The organism is Sphingobium sp. AS12 (assembly GCF_019097845.1).
In the GTDB taxonomy this organism is placed as follows: Bacteria; Pseudomonadota; Alphaproteobacteria; order Sphingomonadales; family Sphingomonadaceae; genus Sphingobium.
In genome coordinates this window covers 24,748-44,649 of sequence record NZ_JAHRGM010000076.1, presented here as the reverse complement: position 1 = coordinate 44,649, position 19,902 = coordinate 24,748, and the positions used below count along the sequence as shown (strand labels likewise).

16 protein-coding genes are annotated in these 19,902 nt (G+C 63.4%); 4 read left to right on the top strand and 12 right to left on the bottom strand.

The features are described 5' to 3' along the window. Nucleotides 1–57 precede the first annotated feature (57 nt). Nucleotides 58–2,706 carry a TonB-dependent receptor gene (locus tag KRZ98_RS21380; RefSeq protein WP_217675338.1) on the bottom strand — a complete coding sequence of 883 codons (2,649 nt, stop codon included), beginning with the start codon at nt 2,704–2,706 and terminating at the stop codon, nt 58–60. 454 nt (nt 2,707–3,160) lie between these two features. On the opposite strand from KRZ98_RS21380, the gene KRZ98_RS21375 reads away from it, so the two are divergent. Next, on the top strand, nt 3,161–5,191 hold the full coding sequence (locus KRZ98_RS21375; RefSeq protein ID WP_217675236.1) for a tetratricopeptide repeat-containing sulfotransferase family protein: 2,031 nt from the start codon (nt 3,161–3,163) through the stop codon (nt 5,189–5,191). Here KRZ98_RS21375 and KRZ98_RS21370 read toward each other — a convergent pair. Beyond that, nucleotides 5,179–6,606, bottom strand: a complete 1,428-nt coding sequence (locus KRZ98_RS21370) for an APC family permease (protein WP_217675235.1) — start codon at nt 6,604–6,606, stop codon at nt 5,179–5,181. The two genes, KRZ98_RS21375 and KRZ98_RS21370, sit on opposite strands and share 13 nt — an antisense overlap. Continuing rightward, nucleotides 6,603–7,646: an agmatinase gene (speB, locus tag KRZ98_RS21365; protein WP_217675234.1), complete on the bottom strand. Its 1,044-nt coding sequence runs from the start codon at nt 7,644–7,646 to the stop codon at nt 6,603–6,605. Before speB ends, KRZ98_RS21370 begins: the two co-directional genes overlap by 4 nt. 106 nt (nt 7,647–7,752) lie before the next feature. On the opposite strand from speB, the gene KRZ98_RS21360 reads away from it, so the two are divergent. Continuing rightward, nucleotides 7,753–8,760 (top strand): Ldh family oxidoreductase, encoded by a 1,008-nt coding sequence (locus KRZ98_RS21360; RefSeq protein ID WP_217675233.1) that lies wholly within the window; start codon nt 7,753–7,755, stop codon nt 8,758–8,760. Here KRZ98_RS21360 and urtE read toward each other — a convergent pair. The 5 genes from urtE to urtA form a co-directional block, all read right to left on the bottom strand. Further along, complete coding sequence (gene urtE / locus KRZ98_RS21355) at nt 8,757–9,470, bottom strand: urea ABC transporter ATP-binding subunit UrtE (RefSeq protein ID WP_217675232.1); 714 nt, start codon at nt 9,468–9,470, stop codon at nt 8,757–8,759. The genes KRZ98_RS21360 and urtE overlap by 4 nt on opposite strands. Then, entirely contained in the window at nt 9,467–10,225 is a 759-nt protein-coding gene (gene urtD, locus KRZ98_RS21350) for an urea ABC transporter ATP-binding protein UrtD (RefSeq protein WP_217675231.1), read from the bottom strand. The genes urtE and urtD overlap by 4 nt, the downstream gene beginning before the upstream one ends. Beyond that, nucleotides 10,222–11,250: an urea ABC transporter permease subunit UrtC gene (gene urtC, locus KRZ98_RS21345; protein WP_217675230.1), complete on the bottom strand. Its 1,029-nt coding sequence runs from the start codon at nt 11,248–11,250 to the stop codon at nt 10,222–10,224. Before urtC ends, urtD begins: the two co-directional genes overlap by 4 nt. After that, complete coding sequence (gene urtB, locus KRZ98_RS21340; protein WP_217675229.1) at nt 11,243–12,130, bottom strand: urea ABC transporter permease subunit UrtB; 888 nt, start codon at nt 12,128–12,130, stop codon at nt 11,243–11,245. Before urtB ends, urtC begins: the two co-directional genes overlap by 8 nt. 185 nt (nt 12,131–12,315) lie before the next feature. Beyond that, complete coding sequence (gene urtA, locus KRZ98_RS21335) at nt 12,316–13,527, bottom strand: urea ABC transporter substrate-binding protein (RefSeq protein WP_217675228.1); 1,212 nt, start codon at nt 13,525–13,527, stop codon at nt 12,316–12,318. A gap of 160 nt (nt 13,528–13,687) precedes the next feature. On the opposite strand from urtA, the gene KRZ98_RS21330 reads away from it, so the two are divergent. Together KRZ98_RS21330 and KRZ98_RS21325 are read left to right on the top strand one after the other, a co-directional pair. Continuing rightward, entirely contained in the window at nt 13,688–14,524 is an 837-nt protein-coding gene (locus KRZ98_RS21330; protein ID WP_217675227.1) for a peptidyl-prolyl cis-trans isomerase, read from the top strand. After that, the gene (locus KRZ98_RS21325; protein ID WP_254798757.1) at nt 14,508–15,506 is read left to right on the top strand and encodes a HupE/UreJ family protein; all 999 of its coding nucleotides are present in this window, start codon (nt 14,508–14,510) and stop codon (nt 15,504–15,506) included. The genes KRZ98_RS21330 and KRZ98_RS21325 overlap by 17 nt, the downstream gene beginning before the upstream one ends. Here the strand turns inward: KRZ98_RS21325 and KRZ98_RS21320 are convergent. The 4 genes from KRZ98_RS21320 to KRZ98_RS21305 are packed head-to-tail and all read right to left on the bottom strand — an operon-like array spanning nt 15,440 to nt 19,899. Continuing rightward, complete coding sequence (locus KRZ98_RS21320) at nt 15,440–16,153, bottom strand: S8 family serine peptidase (protein ID WP_254798756.1); 714 nt, start codon at nt 16,151–16,153, stop codon at nt 15,440–15,442. The two genes, KRZ98_RS21325 and KRZ98_RS21320, sit on opposite strands and share 67 nt — an antisense overlap. After that, nucleotides 16,107–17,810, bottom strand: a complete 1,704-nt coding sequence (locus KRZ98_RS21315) for an ABC transporter ATP-binding protein (RefSeq protein WP_217675226.1) — start codon at nt 17,808–17,810, stop codon at nt 16,107–16,109. Before KRZ98_RS21315 ends, KRZ98_RS21320 begins: the two co-directional genes overlap by 47 nt. After that, complete coding sequence (locus KRZ98_RS21310; protein ID WP_217675225.1) at nt 17,807–18,814, bottom strand: hypothetical protein; 1,008 nt, start codon at nt 18,812–18,814, stop codon at nt 17,807–17,809. Before KRZ98_RS21310 ends, KRZ98_RS21315 begins: the two co-directional genes overlap by 4 nt. Next, nucleotides 18,811–19,899, bottom strand: coding sequence for a hypothetical protein (locus tag KRZ98_RS21305; RefSeq protein WP_217675224.1), 1,089 nt, complete (start codon nt 19,897–19,899; stop codon nt 18,811–18,813). Before KRZ98_RS21305 ends, KRZ98_RS21310 begins: the two co-directional genes overlap by 4 nt. Between the last annotated feature and the right edge of the window lie 3 nt (nt 19,900–19,902).

The window sequence follows — 19,902 nt, the reverse complement described above, 5'->3', positions numbered from 1 at the left end:
CAAATAAAAAGGCCGCCGGATCAGTGATCCGGCGGCCGTTTTGCGTAGCCCCCGCCTTTAGAATTTCTGGCCGAAGCGGATGCCGAAGAATTGCGGCTTGATGGTGAAGGTGCGCGACGACCCGGAACAGAAGTCGATCGAGCAGAAGGTATTTTTGGTCAGCTGACCGCGCTTGTCAAAAGCGTTCTGGATGAACAGGGTGAGGCTCCAATTGTCCTTCTTCACCCCGCCGGAAAAGTCGAAGCTGACGAAACCCTTCGTATTGCCGAGCAGCGCATTATTGTCGACGTTCAGATCCTGCGTTGCGCCCGTCTGGTACAGTGCGGCGCCCTGCACATAGGCGCTATAGTCACCCAAATAGGTGTCGTAGCGGATTGAGGTCGTGCCCTTGAATTTGGGCTGACGCGGCAGGCGCGTGCCGTTGGCGGCTGCGACCTGAGGCGTCGGCGGGCTGGATTCCGGCACATCCTCCCCAAGCGTACATGTCGACAATTGCGAGATGGACGATGTCGTCCGGTCCAGCGCAAAGTTACAGAAATTGCCCTTCAACTTGCCGTCATTATAGGCGCCAGAGGTGGAGATCGTCACCTTGCCGAGTTTGAGGTCAGCATCATATTCGATGCCCTTGACGACTGCCTTGCCCGCATTGCCGGTCATGCCTGCGCCCTGCGCACCGGACACGACGACGCCATATTGGATATTATTCCACTTCTCATAATAGACCGCCGCATTGAAGCGGAAAATGTTGTTCCACGTCGTCTTGACACCCAACTCGAAATTGGTGAGCGTTTCGGACTTGAACGGGGCGACATCCACCGGGCCGAAATTACGGATGCGCAGCGGACGGTTGAAACCGCCGGGTCGGAAGCCGGTCGAATAGTTGAAATAGACCATCTTGTCGGGCTGGAACTGCCAGTCGAGCGCCACCTTATGCGTCTCGCCTTTTTCCTTGTATCGCCCTGTCTGGTCGGCGGCGCGGAAATTGGTGTTGAGGCATTGCAGACGCTCCGCTGGAAGCGGCGTCGGACAGCCCATTTCCCCGGTCGGAGCATAGACGGACGTAACTGTGTTGGCCGCAGACCCAGCCACACCGGCAAAACCCTTGACCGCAAAATCCGTCCAGAAATAGCGGATGCCGCCAGTCAGCTTTAATGTCGGCGTGATGTTGTAATGGCCTTCGGCGAAGATCGCCTTGTCATGATAAAGCTGGTTCTGTTCGTTGATGTAGAAGCCGTCGCTCTTTACCGCCTGCGTTCCCAGCAGCATCGTGCCAAGTGGATTGCCGTTCGGATTGATGACGTTGCTGGTGTCGAAGAAGGGATTGCCATCCTCGTCATAGTCGATTCCGTACATGCCGGGTATGCCGATCAACCCGCCCGGCACGTCGCCGCCCCCTGTCTGGGTGTAACCCGTGATCGTGTCCAGCCCGCGAATGGCATAATAGGTGTTCGTCTTGTTCTTCTGTCGCTGGTAGAAGCCACCGATCGTGACGTCCAACGGCCAGTCCTTGGGCGTGGACAGGCGCAGTTCCTGGGTAAATTTGTTCCGATGCGTATCGGCATGATAATATTGCGTCGGGTCGATCAGCGAACATTGCTGCGATGCGCCCGATCCGGTGCAATTGTCGAAAAATTGCAGATAGCTTTCATAGCCCGGCCCAAACCCGTCATAGGTGACGGTATAATATGTATAATCGTTGAGCGTTCGGGTCCGGCGTTTGAAGAAGCCGGTCGCCGACACGAGATCCCAGTCGCCGATATGGCCATGGATGCTGAGCGCCGCCTGATACCAGCGATCGTCATTCCTGGTCTGGTCATAATCATGCACTTCCAGATCGCCGACACGGTGGTCGAAGCCGAAATAACCGTTGGCGACCTGTTTTTGCGCGGTGATTTCCGGCGCGACCGACCACCCATCGACCGGTTCCCACAGCAATTGCACGCGACCGCCAAATTCCTTGATGCTGTTATAGTCATCTTTGGCAATATCGGCATTGTCGAGGTTGAAGAAGGTCGCCGGATTATTGTCGCCCAGCGTATAGACGGCCGGCGCGCCATTGTTGAGCAGACCATTATTGGGCTTGTTATCGATATAGCCGCCATCACGCCGGTAATAGCCCATGGCGCGCACTGCCAATGTGTCGCTCAACGGAACGTTGATGTAGGATTCCAGCTGGCCGCCAAAGTCGCCCTTGCCATATTTATTGGCCTCGACATCATAGCCGAACTCGAACTTGTCGAGATTTGGCTTGTTGGTAATGATGCGGATGGTGCCCGCCAGCGATCCCGCGCCGTAGAGCGTCCCTTGCGGCCCGGCCAGCGCCTCGACCCGCTCCAGATCATAAGCGTGGATATCGGGCACTGCGGTGCCGGTGATGGGAATGTCGTTGAGATAATAGCCGACCGAGGCATAGGCACCGCCCGCTGGCACGATGCCGCGGAAAAAGGCGGTGTTGCGGCCTGGTCCGATCCCCTCGAACGATACGGACGGCAGCAGGGCGGCGAAATCGCTCAAACCCTTGACCTGTCGCTCCGCCAGCGTTTCGGCACCCAGCGCCTGCATGGAGATCGGCACTTTCTGGATGCTTTGCGCGCTGCGCGTTGCCGTGACGACGATTTCGGTGAGGCCGCCACCGGCTTCATCGGCGGGCAGCGCCATCGCCGGATCGGCAGCGGGGTCGGCAACGGCATCGGCGGCGCGCGCCATGCCCGCCGCGCCCAGCCCGGCCAATATGGTTGTCACCCCCAATATCTTCACAAACTGTGACCGGCGGCGAGACTGAATCTTCATAGTGTTGGACTCCCCCTTGAAAAGATGCCCTCCACTCTCCCAAATCGCGGTTTGCCCGCGTGATTATGACGCATTGCAGCATAGCGTCGGGCAGCGTGTTGCTGCCCGATCTTCGCAAGGGCAAAATGGCCCCGCGACCGGAAAACGGCGCACGCTTCCGGACCTGCCGTATAACGGCACGGCATCGCAATTTACCACTATTCCCCTCGGACAGTCGCCATTTCGTACGTTTGTCCAAGTTTGATAATGCTGTAACGATTGCAGGAGTCAACAGCCTAATTATGCTGTTCCTGCCGTTCGATCGCTCCTGTTGTTGCGCAACTGCAATATCCTGTTCATTGTGCAGACGAGAAAGGAATGAAAAGCCTCCATGGAAGCTGCGCCGCGCCCTGCTAGCCCCCCTTCCCTTGCGCTGAAGGAGGCGTTGGGTCGTGCTATCAGCTTGCTGGATACGCAGCCGGAAGAGGCACTGGCGCGGGCCGAAGCGATACTGAAACACGCCCCCGGCCTGCCGCCTGCCGAATTGCTTGTGGCTCAGGCGCTGCGACGGCTGGGTCAGCCAAAATCCGCCCTGTCACGGCTTGCCGCGCTTGCCCGTCGCCAGCCCGGTGTGCCTGCCTTGCTCTGGGAACTGGCGCAGGCCGCAAGCGAAACGGGTGACAGCGCGCAAGCCATCGTCGCGCTGGAAAGCCTGACCCGGCAGCAACCCGGCGTGGCGAGTGGCTGGTTTTTGCTGGCGCGCGAGTTGCGGAAAGTTGGCCGCGCCGACCATGCATGGCGCGCCGACCTGTCCGGCATCCATGCCTCCTCGCGCGACCGCGACCTGCTCGAGGCGGCGATGGCGATGAATGAGAGCCGTTTGGAGGACGCCGTGACGATCCTCGATACGCGACTCGCCCGGCTGCCCGACGATCCGGCAGGCACCCGGCTGCTCGGCGAAATTCACTGGCGGCGCGGGGACATGAGTGCAGCTCTAACGCTGGTCGAACGCGCCGTCGCCACGGCTCCGGGCTTTGATCTGGCGCGCGATTTTCTGATCCGCCTGCTGCTCCAGAATAATCGCCTGACCGACGCGCTCGCCCACGCCGAGATATTGGCGCAGTCGCCACTGGACAATCCGGGCTATGCGCTGCTGCGGGCGTCGGTGCTGGTGCGATTGGGCGATCCGGCGCAGGCGGCCGCCATTTACGAACGCCTGTTGGCGCAAAAACCGGACCAACCGCAGCTGTGGCAGAATCTGGGCCATGCGCTCAAGACGTTGGGGCGGCAAGCCGACGCGATCCATGCCTATCGGCAGGCGGTGCAGTATCAGCCCACCATGGGCGAAGCTTGGTGGAGCCTTGCCAACCTCAAGACCGTGAAGTTCGACGCGCAGGACATAGCCGCGATGGAGCAGGCGCTGGCGACGCTGGCACCGGAGGCGGCGACGAAAAGCGAGGATATCTTCCACCTCCATTTCTCGCTGGGCAAGGCGCTGGAGGACGCGCGCGATTATGGTGCATCCTTTGGCCATTATGATCGCGGCAACCGGCTGCGCCGCACCCTGCTCAGCTATGATGCCGATGAATTTGCCGCCGAAGTGACAGCCGCCGCCGACAGCTTCACGTCGGCCTTCATCGCACAAAGCGGCACCGGCGGCTGCCCGGCACCCGACCCCATCTTCATCGTCGGCCTGCCCCGGTCCGGCTCGACCCTGATCGAACAGATCCTCTCCAGCCACAGCCAGGTGGAAGGGACGATGGAATTGCCGGAGATGATGATCATCGCCAGTCGCCTGCAATCGCGGATCGACGACGGCGAATTTCCCGATTTCGCGACCATGATCGGGTCGCTCACGCCCGCCGACCGGCAACGGTTGGGCGAGGAATATGTCGATCGCACCCGCGTCCACCGCCAGAGCGACAAGCCTCGCTTCATCGACAAGATGCCCAATAACTGGCAGCATGTCGGCCTGATCCGCCTGATCCTGCCCAACGCCAAAATCATCGACGCGCGCCGTCATCCGATGGGCTGCTGCTTTTCAGGCTGGAAACAGCATTTCGCGCGCGGTCAGGCTTTCACCTATGACCTGGGCGAGATTGGCCGCTATTATCGCGATTATGTCGGGCTGATCGCCGCCTTCGACAGCGCCGCGCCCGGTCATGTCCACCGCGTTCACTATGAACATATGGTCGCCGATACGCCGGGCGAAGTCGCACGGCTATTGGATTATCTCGGCCTGCCGTTCGAGGATGCCTGCCTTGCCTTCTGGCGGACCGAGCGCGCGGTGCGCACCGCCAGTTCCGAACAGGTGCGTCAACCGATCTTCACCGATGGCGTCGATCATTGGCGTCATTTTGCGCCATGGCTCGGCCCGCTGGAACGGGCATTGGGCCCGGTGATCGCAGCCTATCCCACCTGAAGCTGTGCCGGTGGCTGGCTCCAGAGCCGTTGCCCGACCACCAATGCGATGCCCAACGCCAGCCAGCCCAGCATCAGCCAGATTTCCAGCGGCATGCCCGCCGCCATGCCAAAGGGCGCGACGACCGCCGCACTCGCCACGATCGTTGCGCCGATCGCCACCGGCATGAGCAGCGCCTGTCCACCCGGCAGAATGAAGGCGGGACGGCCCTCGCTCTTATCGACCGTGCGCAGCCGCATCAGCGCGAACAATGCGACCGCCGCGATGGCCGTGGTGCAGATCGTCCCCATCGCGATGATCGGGCTGATCGCGCCGCGCCCCGCCAGCACGCCAAGGCAGGTCCAGCCGCCGACCAGCAACGCCGCGCGCCGGGGGGCACCGCTCTTTGCATCGACATGGGCAAGCCCCGCAGGCAGGAAGCCCGCCCGCGCCTGCGCCAAGATTACCCGCGTCGCAGACAGGTGCATCGCGTTCCAGGTTTTGAGCAGCGACGCCATCGCGACCAGCAATATGCCCTTGGTCGCGATGCCGCCGGCCAGCGCTTGATCGAACGCCGCCGCGACGGGCAGCGCGCCCGACGTCAGATTGCGCCACGGGATGAGCGCGGCGGACGCGATGATGATGAGGCTATAGAAGATCGCCGCGACCACCACCGCCAGCATCATGGCTTTGGCCACGGTGTGAAAACTGGTGCCGGGCGCGCGTTCCTCGACGGCCGACGCCGCCGTCTGGAAACCCGACAGCCACATGCCCGCAACGCCCAGCATCACGAACATGCCGCCCGCAAAACTGCCGCCATGGGCAGGGGTGAACAAAGGCTGCCAGTTGGCGGGATCACCCTGCGCGAAGCCAATCAGCACCAGCAGCGCGGAGGCCGCCAGAAAGGCGAAGGTCACCAGTTTCTGAAAGCCCACCGCGACCTTGGCCCCCGCCGCGTTGAGCAGGGTCATCACGACTGCGCCCGTCAGCCCGATACCCAAGTCCAACGCCGTAATCGACTTGCCGAGAAAGCTGTAGAGCGGCGGCCACCCGGCCATTGCCGACACCAGATTTTCGAGGAACCAGGACAGGGCCAGCCCTTCAAAGGCGCAAATGCCGACGAAATAGAGGGTCAGGAACCAGCCGGTGACAAAGCCCGGCCATGGACCGAACGCCTTTTCGACAAAGACAAACTCCGCCCCGGCGCGCGGCACGCGCGCGACCAACTCGGCATAGGCGGCAGCGAACGGCACCATCAGCAACGTCATGCCCAGAAAGGCCAGCACCGCGCCGCCCGGACCTGCTGGAGTCACCCACTCGCCCATCAGCACCATCCAGGCCGATCCGACAATGGTGCCGAAGGCGAGCGCAAAGAAGCCCGGACCGGTAACGCCGCGCCGCAGCGCCGGTTCGGGCGGAGCGGATATGTCGCTCATCGCCGCAGATGCACCAGACAGAGGAGTTGGAACAGCATCTGCGCGGCAGCCTGCGCCGTCACCGTGCCTGGATCATATTCGGGCGCAACCTCCACCACGTCACCGCCGATAATGTCGATCCCGGCCAGTCCGCGCAGCAGTTGCAACGCCTCCCGTGTGGACAGCCCGCCCACTTCCGGCGTGCCGGTGCCGGGCGCATAGACCGGATCGAGACCATCGACATCGAAGGTTACATAGGTCGGCCCGTCGCCCACCACCTCCAGCGCCTTGGCGACGACCGCATCCATGCCCATGGTCGCGACATCCTCGGCATGGATCACGGTCATGCCGCTGGCATAGGAAAATTCCCACAGATATTCCGCGCCACCCCGGATGCCGATCTGGATCGAGCGTTTGGGGTCCAGCACCCCGGCCAGCACCGCTTCGCGGAACGGCGCACCATGGTGGAATTTGGAGCCTTCGTAAATGCCGCCCGTGTCGCAATGGGCGTCGAAATGCACCATGCCCATCGGGCCGCGTGTGGCGGCGAGCCCCTTCATGATCGACCCGGTGATGCTATGATCGCCACCCACAGACAGCGGGATCGCTTTGGTCGCGCCGATCATGGCATAGCAGGCTTCGATATCGGCATGGCACAGCGCCAGATCATAGCGGCTCTGCATCGCCACATCGCCGACATCTGCGACCGTCAGATGGTTCATCGGCGCGACCCGCAGCGCATGTTCATAAGGCCCGATCCGGTCGATCGCGCGGACGGCGCGCGGGCCATAGCGTGCGCCGGGCCGGTTGGTGACGCCCAGATCCATTGGCACGCCGATCAGCGCCACGTCCAGCCTGTCAAGCGTCTCCGCCGTCAGCCCGCCCGCCATATAGGGCGCGTCGAGCAGCGTCGAAGGCTCGGCAAAGGGCCAGCGCCTTTTGTCCCCGCTCTTGAACAGAAGCCCCGCAACCTCGCGAAAATGCGGGTCATGAATATCGGCCCCACCGCCACCGGCATAGAGGCGGCGCAGGTCGTCAAGGTCGATCGGTTCTTCGGGCATGACGTTCAGTCTGGACGGCCGCGAAAGCGCGACAATGGGGCAAAGAACGTATGGCTTCGCGCGCACGAAGCGTTGCGCCGTGGCGCAAAGCAGGAAAGGGTGCGCCATGACCCATATGGATTTCGACGCGCTGGTCGCGCTGCTTCGCCGTATCTTCCAGAGCAATGGCACATCGGCGACTGTCGCCGACATATTGGCGCGCAATTGCGCCAGCGCTGAACGAGACGGCGCCATGAGCCACGGCCTGTTCCGCATGGCGGGCTATGTTGCAACCCTGCGCAGTGGCTGGGTCGATGGGCGGGTCCAACCCCGGATGGAAGAAGGCGGAGCATCCTTCCTGCGGGTCGACGCCGCCAATGGCTTTGCCCAGCCTGCGTTGGCCGCCGCCGCGCCATTGGCGATCGAAAAGGCGCGCGCGACCGGTGCCTGCGTCATCGCCATCCGGCATTCGCATCATTTCGCCGCGCTCTGGCCCGATGTCGAACCATTCGCGCAGCAGGGACTCGTCGCCATCGCCATGGTCAACAGCATGGCCTATGTCGCCCCGCCCGGCGCACGGCATCCGGTCTATGGCACCAACCCGCTGGCTTTCGCCGCCCCGCGCGCGGATGGGCGCATTGTCGTGTTCGATCAGGCGGTCAGCGTGCTGGCCCATGGCGACGTGCAGATCGCCGCGCGCGATGGCCATCTCCTGCCACCCGATGCTGGGGTCGATGCATCAGGGCAGGCCACGCGCGATCCCCGCGCCGTGCTGGACGGCGGCGCGCTCTTGCCCTTTGGCGGCCACAAGGGCGCGGCCATTGCGCTGATGATCGAGATCATGGCCGCGGCCCTGACCGGCGGGCTATTCTCGCATGAGGTCGACTGGTCCGCCCATCCCGGCGCGCAGACGCCCTGCACCGGCCAGTGCCTGATCCTGATCGACCCGGCGCGTGGCGGATCGGCGGCGGGTTTTGCCAACCGGGTCGAACAACTTGTCACCGCGCTGCACGATGCCGGACAGGAGCGTATGCCCGGCGACCGTCGCCTTGCCGCGCGGGCCAGGGCGCTACGTGACGGCATCCCGGTCAGCGCGGACATGCTGCGCCAATTGGAGGGGTTGATAGCGCCCTAAATCTGAACCAGATGCGCGACATCCTTCGCGCTTTCCCCGGCAATCGCGCCTTGCCGGATGATCCGCCCATTCTGCATCGCGCAATAGCGATTGGCAAAGCGCCAGACGAAATCCAGATATTGCTCGACGACCAGCACCGTCATGCCCAGCTGGTCGCGGACATGGACCAGCGCGGCCTCGATCTGCTGCACGACATTGGGCTGGATGCCCTCGGTCGGTTCGTCCAGCAGCAGCAGGCTGGGTTCACCCGCCAGCGCGCGACCGATGGCGAGTTGCTGCTGCTCACCCCCTGACAGAAACCCAGCCGCGCGGGTACGGATGTCATAGAGTTTGGGGAACAGGTCGAAAATATGCGGCGGCACCTTGGCGCTACCCTTGCCCCGCCCCGTCAATGCCGACAGGCCGGTCTCCAGATTTTCCATGACGGTCAGCTGCGGGAACACATGCCGCCCCTGCGGCACGAAGCCTATGCCAGCCCGCGACCGTTTATGCGCGGGCAGCGCCGCAATATCCTGCCCGTCGAAGCGGATCGTCCCGCCGGTCACTGGCCGCGTCCCCATGATGGTGTGCAGCAATGTCGTCTTGCCCACGCCGTTGCGGCCGATCAGCGCCATCACCTGCCCCCGCGCCAGCGTCAGGTCGACGTCCCACAAGACCTGGCTCTGGCCATAGGCGCTCGACAGGCCGCCAATTTCCAGCAGCGCGCTCATGCTGTGTGGCCCAGATAGACGGCGGCGACTTCCGGGTCGGCGCGCACTTCGGCGACGCTGCCCTGCTTCAGGAACTTGCCCTGATGCATCACCGTCACGGGCGCGGCGAGCTGTTCGACAAAGCTCATATCATGATCGATCACCAGCACGGTGCGACTGTCCCCCAGCCCCAATATCAGCTGCGCGGTGCGGCTGGTTTCCGCCGGCCCCATGCCTGCGGTCGGCTCGTCCAGCAGCAGCAGTTCCGCCCCCGTCGCCATCACCATCGCGATTTCCAGCCATTGCTTCTCGCCATGCGCCAGCGTCCCTGCCTCCACGGTGGCGCGATGGGTCAGGCCAACGCTCTCCAGCGCTTCCTCCACCGCTGCGCGCTCATCCGCCGGGATGCCGGTGCCAAGGCTCTTCCACCAGCGCCGGTCGCGCCGCGCAGCGAGCGCCAGATTATCCCGCACGCTCAATGTCGGCAGCACGCCGGGTGCCTGAAATTTGCGGCATATGCCGCGCGCAACAATGGCCTGTTCGGGCAGACGATGGATTTCCTCGCCCTTGAAGATCACCCGTCCCGCGCTGGGCCGCACCCGCCCGATGATCGTGTCGCACAGCGTCGATTTGCCAGCCCCGTTGGGACCGATCACCACGCGGGTTTCGCCCCGGTTCAGAGTCATCGAAAATCCGTCGAGCGCCTTGAACCCGCTATAGTCGATGGTCACGCCATCGACGCTCAGGATCAGGTCTGATGTGGCCGACCCGCTCATGCGGCCTTGCCCTTTACCATGCCAGCCAGCCCGCGCGGCAGCAGGGTGACAACGAAGATGAACAGCGCGCCCATCAGATAGAGCCACAATTCAGGAAAGGCACTCGACACCGCATCGCGCGCCAGATTGACCAGCAATGCGCCGACGATCGCCCCCGCCAGACTGTAGCGTCCGCCGATCGCGACCCACACAACCATCTCGATCGACGGCACCACGCCGATCAGCGCGGGCGACACGACCCCTGCGTGCAGGGTGAACAGCGCGCCGCCAATCCCGGCCAGCATCGCGGCAATGGCAAAGGCCGCAACCTTGAAGGGCGTCGGGTTATAGCCCAGAAACCGCACGCGATTTTCGCCATCGCGCGCGGCGCGAAGCAATATGCCAAAACGCGAGGCCAGCAGCCAGCGCAGCGCTACGAACGCCCCGCACAGCAGCGTCAGCGTGATCCAGTAGAGCATCGACCCGGTGCCGGGACTGGCCAGGCCCACGCCGAAGATCGAGTAGAAATCAGTCAGACCGTTAAAGCCCCCGGTCACGTCCTGGCGCGAGATGATGAGCGTCGCGAAGGCCAGGCTCAGCGCTTGCGTAATCAGCGCGAAATAGGTGCCACCCACCCGCCGGTGGAACACGGCCCAGGCGAACAGGGCGCCTGCCAGCGTCGGGACGATGACGATCGCCGCCAAGGTAAAGGCAGGACTGGAAAAGGGTGCCCACCAGAAGGGCAGGCTCTCCCGTCCGCTCCACACCATGAAGTCGGGCAGTTCGCCCGCAGGCAGATCGGCCAGCTTCATATGCAGCGCGATGGCATAGCCGCCGAGGCCAAAAAACACCCCCTGCCCCAAGCTCAAAATGCCGCCATGGCCCCAGATGAGGACGAGGCCGAGGGCCAATATGCCCATCGCCATGAAGCGAGCGAGCAGGTTGAGATCATAGCTGGACAGCGCGAAAGGCGCGGCGATGCCAAGAGCCAGCAACAGCCATGGCAGCACCGGTTTGAGCGGCGAAAAGCGGGAGAGATCAGGCATCGAGTTGGCGGGTCTTTACGGCGACGACGCCTTGCGGGCGCACCTGGATGAAAAGGATGACGAACATGAGCAACAGCATCTGCGCCACGCTGACATCGACGAAAATCTGCGCCAGCGCGGCAAACAGCCCCAATATGATCGCCGACGCGGTCGTGCCGACGATGCTGCCAAGCCCGCCCATGACCACGACGAGGAAGGCGGGAATGATGTAGCTTTGCCCGACATTGGGTGTCACCGGACCCAGCAGCGCCAGCATGACGCCAGCCAGTCCCGCGACGCCGGAACCAAGGCAGAAAATGGTGAAATCGACGCGCTTGACGTCGATGCCGCTGGCTGACGCCATCATCCGGTCCTGATTGACCGCCCGCACCAGCAGGCCGATGCGCGTCTTGAGCAGGAGGAGTGCGAGCGCACCTAGCACCAGCGCCGCAATGGCGATGATGAACAGCCGCGCCGACGGCAGCGTGACGCCGAACGCCACGAAGCTGCCCGTCAGCCATTCGGGCGCACGCACCTCCACCCCGATCGCGCCAAACAGGTCGCGCGCGCCCTGTTGCAGGATCAGGCTGACGCCCCATGTGGCCAGCAGCGTGTCGAGCGGACGCGCGGACAGATGGCGGATGAGCGTGGACTGGATAAACCCGCCCATCGCCGCTGCGCCGATGAACGCGACGGGGATTGCCAAAATAATCCCCATCGCGCCCGGCACGACCAGCAACGTCATCCAGGCGAGATAGCCGCCCAGCATCAGCATTTCGCCATGCGCCATGTTGATCACGCGCATCAGCCCGAAGGAGAGGGCCAGGCCCAGCGCGGCCAACAGATAGAGCGAAGCGAGCGATGCGCCGTTGAACAGCTGGTTGAGGAAAAGGGCGTCCATGATTTACCCTTGCTGCCTGATATTGCCGACCGGCGCAGGCGCGCCCGATGGAATCCTCCCCTTGCAGGGGAGGTGTCTGGCGTAGCCAGACGAAGGGGTGTCGCCCTCTCGATGGGGTGACGCCCCTCCGTCAGCACTTCGTGCTGCCACCTCCCCAGCGAGGGGAGGATGAGAGCGCATTAGCCTCAAAGCTTGCAAGTCTTGCCGGGGAAGGCCAGCTGATCATAAGGCTCCGGCACGATGTCCTGCCCAGAGTCAGCGATGATCTCGAACTGGCCGTCGGCCTTGAGCTTGCCGATATAGGCTTTCTGAATCAGGCTCTGGTTCGCCGCAAAGCTGACCGTCCCCATTGGCGTCGCAAAACCGCCCAGCGATGCCGCCGCCTTGCGCACGGCGTCAGGCTGGAAACTCTTGGCCTTCTCCACCGCCGCCTTCCACGCATAGACGTCGAGATAGCCATGGACCATCGGATCGGTGATCGCAGCATCCTTGCCGAACTTGGCCTTATAGGCGGCGATGAATTTGGCGTTGGCGTCGCCGGTCAGGCTCTGGAAATAATTCCACGCGGCATAGCTGCCCTCGACCAGACCCGCGCCCATCGCCTGGGCTTCCTGTTCGCCGATGGAAAAGGACATGACCGGCATCGTCTTGGGGCTGATCCCGGCGGCCTGCATCTGCTTGAAGAAGGCGACATTGGAGTCGCCGTTCAGCGTGTTGATGATGATCGCGGGTTTGGCCTGGGCAATCTTGGCAATCACCCCGGAAAAGTCGGTCCCGCCCAGCGGCACATAGGCTTCGCCCAGCACCTGCATTCCGCCCTTTTCGATATGTTTTTTCAGGATCAGGTTGGCGGTGCGGGGATAGACATAGTCGGACCCGACCAGGAAGAAGCTCTTATAACCCTGCTTCACCGCCCATTCGAGCGCGGGCAGCGCCTGCTGGTTGGGCTGCGCGCCCGAATAGATGATGTTGGGCGAACATTCATTCCCTTCAAACTGCACCGGATACCAAAGCAGGTTCCCGGTCCGCTCGAACACCGGCAGCATCGCCTTGCGGCTGGCCGAAGTCCAGCCGCCGAACACGGTCGCCACCTTGTCGCTCTCGATCAGCTTCGATGCTTTCTGCGCGAAGGTGGACGGGTCGGACGCGCCATCCTCGACCAGCGCATTGATCTGCTTGCCCAGCACCCCGCCGGTCGCGTTGATCTCCTCAATTGCCAGCATCTCGGCATTCTTCACGGTGATCTCGCTGATCGCCATCGTGCCGGTCAGCGATTGCAGCACGCCCACCGACACGCTGTCGCCCGCCGGCGCGCTCGCCTTGTCCCCGCCGGAACAGGAAGCCAGCGCCAGCGCGCAGGCGGATGTGGCAAGCATGAGCAGCCTGGATCGGATCATGATGTGTAGGTCTCCCCCTGGCAGGCCGGTTGTGGCGCTGCAGCAATCTGGACCCCTCAAGGCTATGGAAAGCCGCCTATCCCCCGTATGCGTCATTTGACGTAGGCACCCGCACGCACGCACCCCCTAATATTGCGTCATAGCAGACGAGGCGGAATCAATGGCGACAAAGGCGATGATGGCAGCACCTTCGGCCCGTGCGCCGCGCCTGCGTGTCATGGCGGGCAAGGCAATTCGCGACCCGCTGGTCGCTTTCATGGCGGTCGGGGTGGCGCTGTTTGGCGGCTATCACATCATCGAACGTGAGCAAAAACCGCCAGTCATCTTTACCCCGCAGGTCGAACAGGCGATGGTCGGCGAATATGAAACGCTGGTCGGCCGCCCCGCCACCGCCGCCGACAAGGCGAGGATCAAGCGCGATTATCTGGCGGAAGAACTGCTGTTCCGCGAGGCGATCGACCGCAACATGCACCTGACCGACGGGGAAACCCGCAAGCGGCTGGTCGACAAGGTGCGTTACCTGATCGCGGGCGCACCGCCCGAACCGACCGATGAGCAACTGGTCAATCATTATTCCGACAATCTCGCCCAATATCGCGCCGAACCGCGCACCAGCTTCACCCAGATCTATCGGGCGCAGAAACCTGCTGACGCCGCGCTGTTGCTGGCGCAACTCAATGCGGGCGAAACCATCGCCGGCGATGATTTCTGGCTGGGTCGCGCCTTCCCGCTCTATGGCGATTCGATGGTGCGTGGCATTTTTGGCCAGCCCTTCGTCGCCACGCTCAAAACTGCACCCGAGGGCCGCTGGTTCGGCCCGGTTCGCTCGCCACGCGGCTGGCATTTCGTGCGCAAGAGCGAGAGCATCGCCAGCGCCATGATCCCCTTTCCTGCCATCCGGGATCAGGTGCGGCAGGATTATATGATCGCCCACAGCAATGCCGCCATCGACAAGGCGCTGGCGGGCCTGAAGGAGAAATATGATGTGGAAGACTAGGCTCGCCTCCCTCCTGCTGGCGCTGGGCGCGCTGCTGCCGGGTACGGCGATGGCCGACATCTTCCTGGCCGCCGACTTCGCCCTGACGCAGGGCGAGGATGCCAATATATATGAATTCACCGCCGCCGTGCCCGAAACGGTGGGGCAGCCCGCACCAGTCATCTGGCCGGACGGGTGCAGCCAGACCAGCATGACGCGCCAGTCCAGCGGCGGTCGGGCGCAATATGCCTTTGAATTTGCATGTGAACGCCCCTTTGCCGCTGGGGACATGATCCAGACGCCCTGGCGTGCCGATGGCGGCCGCTTTGTCACCAATGTCATGGGCAGCCAGGTCGATCGCAGCCTGACCGGCGACGCCAACGGTATCTTGATACCCGTTGGAGATACTGCCGCAACAGAGCGGTCTCTCACCCGGATCGCGCCGGAATTCCTCGCTCAGGGTATCTGGCATATCTGGCTGGGCTGGGACCATCTCGCCTTCGTCCTGTGCCTGGCGCTGCTTGCGCGTGGTCGCGAATTGCTCTGGCTTGTCAGTGCCTTTACCGCCGGTCACTCTGTCTCACTCGCTGTCGCCTTTTTTGAACTGGTCCGCGTTCCCGTTCCCCCGGTCGAGGCCGCGATTGCCCTCTCCATCGCCTTCATGGCCCGCGAAGCGCTGTTGGTAGGGAAAGGGGAACAGGGTTTCGCCTTCCGCCGCCAGATCATCGTCGTCTCCTTGTTCGGCCTGCTTCACGGTCTGGGCTTTGCCACCGCGCTGGGCGAATTGGGGGTGCAGGCGGGTGAGAAACTGCCGGCGCTGATCTTCTTCAACATCGGCGTCGAAGCCGGGCAATTGCTGTTCGTCGGCGCGATCCTGATGATATTGGCGGGCCTGCGCGCCATCGCGCTGGCCATGCCGGTACGGGTCGCCGCCCTCTATGCGGTCGGCGCGATCGGCTGCTTCTGGATGGTCGAGCGGGTCGCGGGATTTGGGTTCGCCTGACGCTCCCGCGCGATGATCCCGCTGACATTGGCGACCGCGAAGCTGACCCCGTAAAGATTGCGCCGTTGCGCGACACCGGGGATCGGGCGGGGGTGACCGCTGGCATGGATGATCCTGTCCCGCATCACATAGGTTTCGCGCGGACAATCCCAATCCAGGCTGACGCCCAGCACCCCGTCCAGACTACCCGGATAGCAGGGTTGCCCGTCCACATCGCGCGCCGCGATGATCAGCACACCCGCCTCCTCGGCGCGTTCGACCGCCGCCGCAAAGGCCGTGCCATGTGCCGGATTGACGGTGCCAAGGCTGAGGTTGATCATATCGACCCGCGCCTCCACCGCCCGGTCGATCGCGCTGACCAGCGCCCGTGCGCTGGCCCGCAGTCCATCGTGAAATACCCGGATCGGCAGGCATAGCGCATCTTGTGCCTGCTCCATGATCGCGGCGGTCACTGCCGTGCCGTGGCCCAGACTGTCCACCGTATCGGCTTCGCGCACAGCACCATCGCGCGCCACGGCAAAGCCCGGCAACAGCCGCGCCGCGTCGATATGCGGATGGTCGGGATGCACCCCGCTGTCGATGATCGCGATCCGCACCGGATCAGGCATGAGCCATTTCGCCGCGCCGCTCGACCCGTGCGCAACCATCGGCCAGCGTCACGATCATGTCGGCCATCTGCGCCATGGCAGGTTTGTGGGTGATGATGATGATCGTCGCATCGGGCAGCGCCCCGCGCAGCCGCCCTGCGATCAACTGCTCCGTCTCGCCGTCCAGTGCCGATGTCGGCTCGTCCAATATCAGGATGCTGGGCGACCTTAGCAATGCCCGCGCCAGCACGATCCGCTGCCGCTCCCCCGCCGACAGCGCCATGCCGCGCTCCCCGGCCCGCGTGTCATAGCCCAATGGCAGACGTGCGATAAAGTCGTCCAGCCCCGCTGCATGGGCGGCCGCCTCGATCTGGGCTGGCCGCACATCGGGCAGGGCAAAGCCGATATTGGCCGCGATCGTATCGTTGAACAGATAGGGCGACTGGTCGACCAGGATGATCTCCCGCCGCACATCGTCCAGCGCATAATCGCGCAGGTTGCGGCCATTGACCAGCACCTGTCCGGCATCGGGATCGAGATAGCGGACCATCAGGTCGGCCATGGTCGATTTGCCCACCCCGCTCGGCCCCAAAATTGCGCACAGGCTACCAGCCGGGATCGTCAGGTCAATGTCGCGCAGTATAGCGTCCCGATCATAGCGCATCGCCACCCGATCGAACCGCATCACCCCCGCCCGTTCCAGCGGCGCGGCATCCACGCGCTCGTCTACCTCGGCCTTCGTATCGAACAGCTCGAATATCCGGCCCAGTGACACCCGCGCCGACGCCAGCCCAGACGTCAGCCCCATTAGCGTCTGGATCGGTGAGAGCAGCCGCATATGATAGGTCATGAACGCGACCAGCGTGCCGATGCTCATCCCATCCTCGATGATACGCCAGCCGCCATAGAGGATCACCGCCGATGTTGCCGCCGTCATCAGCGTGCCGGGCAGCGCCCCGGTCATGAAAGAGGCGACCTGCATCCGCAGCATCGCGCCGACAAAGGCGTCATTTTTCTGCCGGAAGCGACCTACCTCATGCTCGCCCGCGCGCAGCGACGCGACGACCCGCATCCCCATCACCGTATCGACCAGCAGACTGCCCAGATCCGCGCCCTTTTCCCGCATGTCGCGGGTCAGCGCGGTCAGCCGCCGCTGATAATAGGCAAAGGTCGCAAGGCTCGCGGGGACCAGCACCACACTCACCAGAAACAATTTCCAGTCGAGCCACAGCATCATCGCCACGCAGCCGATGAAGAACAGCAGATTGCTGACCACCGACAGCAAGGTGTCGGACGCTATCCGCTGTACGTCGCTAACGTCGCTGTTCATCCGCGACACCAGATCGCCCAGCCGGAAGCTGCCATAAAAACGTGGCGACAGCGTCTGGAGATGGCGCAGCAAGGCCGCGCGAATATCGTAGAGCATCGCCGCCGACAGCGAAACATAGCGGTAGCTGGCCAGGATATTGACCGCGAACCCGGCGATGGTCACGCCGATCATGATCGCCGCGATCCGCACCAGCGCACCCATGTCCCGGCGCAACAGCGCCTCGTCGATCATCAGCTTCGACAGATAGGGTTGGGCCAGACCCAGCGCGGTCGAAACCAGGCTGATCGCCAGTACAAGCAGCAACGCCCCGCGATAGGGCTTCAGGAAGGGCGCCAGCCGCTTGTAGGCGCTCCAGTCGGCGACTGGCGCAGGCGTTACACCACTCACGCCGCTTCCTGCCGAGGAACCAGCCGAAATCCATCTAGCAGGAAGCCCGGCTCCGGCATCTTCGCCAGCAGGCCGGTACACCAGCGATGCCCATCCATCAGCGCGTCATGCTGCGCCCGCCACCAGTCGCCCGTTCCGCCACTGGCATAAAATTGCGCGCAGAGCGCCAGATGCCGCCGCATCCCCGCAATCAGCATGGACTGGTAATGGGTCAGCAGCGCTGCCGCGTCACCGCCCTCTGCTATCCCGATCAGCACGGCAGATGCCAATATCGCTTCCCGCACCGACTGAGCCGTGCCATCGCCGCAGATCGGATCGAAGCCCAACGCTGCTGTACCGCAGGCCAGCCAATCGTTGCCGCACAGGGGCAGATGCAGTCGCGGCGCGGCCAGGAATGGCATCGACACCGCCCCCACGGCATCCACTACCGGTGCGATCAACCCACTCTGCGCCAGCAAATCTTCCAGCGCGCCCCCCACTGCCAGCAACCAGCCTTCCCCCGCTCCGGCAGGCACCAGGAACAGCCAGCCGTTGGGCACCGCCTCGACCCGCGCCTCCTGCGCGCAAGCTGGTTCGCGCAACCGCACCTTGGTCGCTACGGCATTGCGGTCGCCAAAGATGCGCATGTCGCCGAGCGGCATTGACGGTGCTGCGTGGATGGTGAAATCAGACGGTTCGCGCGCTGCGACAGGCTCGTCCCCCGCCAGTGCAGCCTGCACTACATCCTCCGACGCAAGCGCCGCGCCATGCGGCACCACGACCGGCGCGCCGCCCCAGGCGACCATACGGCGCTTGATCCGGGGAGTATCGGCCAACAGACCGGGTCGTCCGAACACATCGCGCAACAACGCCAGTGCCGGATCGCTCAGCAGGATCGTCGGCACTGGCGCGCGATGGGCGGCTTCGCTTGCAACCCGAAGGCCCGCCCCGTTCAACAGATGTGCGCATGTCGTCGCGGCAATCCCGCTGCCCCGGATAGCGACGATCATGCGCGATTTCGTCATTCCACCGCGACCATGCCCGCGCCGGTGGTGTCATAGCCCAGGTCCAGCGTTACCTCATGCTTGAGCGTCTTGGCGTCATAGACTTCCAGATCATAGCTTGCGCCATAGATGTAGAGTTTTGCGCCATCGGTCGACATGCCCAGACGAAAACGCGACCGGCAGGGGAATTCCGCCTTGTCGACCACGGCGTTGCTGGCCATGTCCATATGCCAGAATTCGCAGCGTTTATTGCCATATTTGCCGTTGGTGACGACGGTATAGGCCTGCTTGCCATCGGGCGTGACCTGCAGGCCGGCCATGGCATCGGGCGCTGGCCCGATCGGCGTGAAATCAAACTGCCGGGTGGCCAGGTCGAACCGCGCCATGCCGAACATCTTGTTGTGGACATAGGCGTCGGCGGCGTTGAATAGCGACACATATTGGCCCGGCGTGCGGATAGCGTCCAACGTGCCGCCAAAGCCGACATTCTCCATGCCGGTGCCTTCCGGCTTGGCGAGGTCAATCCGGTCGGTGACCTTGAGGGTCGCCACGTCGATGATCGCGACCTTCTCGCCAAAGGCGTAGAGAGTTTTGCCGTCGGGCGACACTTTATACCCTGCGCGCCAGCCGCCGGAGCGTTCATCCTCCTTGTCGATATCCGCCGTCCGCACGACCTTTTGCAGTTTCAGGTCGATGACGCCGTACATGGGTTTGCTGACGGTATAGCGGTCGATGCCCTTCTCGAACTTCGAGATGACGGTATAGAAATAGCGCCCAGTTGGATCGGGCACGCCACCCCAGAAACGATAGCGGGTCGTCCCATCGTTCAGGCTGAACTTGTTGATGACCTTGCGCGTCGCGGTGTCGATCACCTCAATCCCGCTGGTGGTGATGGTCGTTACATAGATGCGCTTGCCATCATCGGACAATTGCATCGATGTGGGCAGGCCGGTGTCCAGCTTGATCGTGCCGGTGACCGCGCCCTTGCCTTCCTCGAACACCAGCAGGCGATCAGGATAAGACCCCATGAACAGCGTCGCGGCGGATGCCGGGAGCGCGCTCAGCATCGCCAGGCCCGCGCCCAGCATCAGACGATATTTTGGCATGGC

Coding starts and splice junctions, on each gene's coding strand:
- KRZ98_RS21380 (WP_217675338.1), bottom strand. CDS start 2,706: ATGGCGCGCGCCGCCGATGCCGTTGCCGACCCCGCTGCCGATCCGGCG.
- KRZ98_RS21375 (WP_217675236.1), top strand. CDS start 3,161: ATGGAAGCTGCGCCGCGCCCTGCTAGCCCCCCTTCCCTTGCGCTGAAG.
- KRZ98_RS21370 (WP_217675235.1), bottom strand. CDS start 6,606: ATGAGCGACATATCCGCTCCGCCCGAACCGGCGCTGCGGCGCGGCGTT.
- speB (WP_217675234.1), bottom strand. CDS start 7,646: ATGCCCGAAGAACCGATCGACCTTGACGACCTGCGCCGCCTCTATGCC.
- KRZ98_RS21360 (WP_217675233.1), top strand. CDS start 7,753: ATGACCCATATGGATTTCGACGCGCTGGTCGCGCTGCTTCGCCGTATC.
- urtE (WP_217675232.1), bottom strand. CDS start 9,470: ATGAGCGCGCTGCTGGAAATTGGCGGCCTGTCGAGCGCCTATGGCCAG.
- urtD (WP_217675231.1), bottom strand. CDS start 10,225: ATGAGCGGGTCGGCCACATCAGACCTGATCCTGAGCGTCGATGGCGTG.
- urtC (WP_217675230.1), bottom strand. CDS start 11,250: ATGCCTGATCTCTCCCGCTTTTCGCCGCTCAAACCGGTGCTGCCATGG.
- urtB (WP_217675229.1), bottom strand. CDS start 12,130: ATGGACGCCCTTTTCCTCAACCAGCTGTTCAACGGCGCATCGCTCGCT.
- urtA (WP_217675228.1), bottom strand. CDS start 13,527: ATGATCCGATCCAGGCTGCTCATGCTTGCCACATCCGCCTGCGCGCTG.
- KRZ98_RS21330 (WP_217675227.1), top strand. CDS start 13,688: ATGGCGACAAAGGCGATGATGGCAGCACCTTCGGCCCGTGCGCCGCGC.
- KRZ98_RS21325 (WP_254798757.1), top strand. CDS start 14,508: ATGATGTGGAAGACTAGGCTCGCCTCCCTCCTGCTGGCGCTGGGCGCG.
- KRZ98_RS21320 (WP_254798756.1), bottom strand. CDS start 16,153: ATGGTTGCGCACGGGTCGAGCGGCGCGGCGAAATGGCTCATGCCTGAT.
- KRZ98_RS21310 (WP_217675225.1), bottom strand. CDS start 18,814: ATGACGAAATCGCGCATGATCGTCGCTATCCGGGGCAGCGGGATTGCC.
- KRZ98_RS21305 (WP_217675224.1), bottom strand. CDS start 19,899: ATGCCAAAATATCGTCTGATGCTGGGCGCGGGCCTGGCGATGCTGAGC.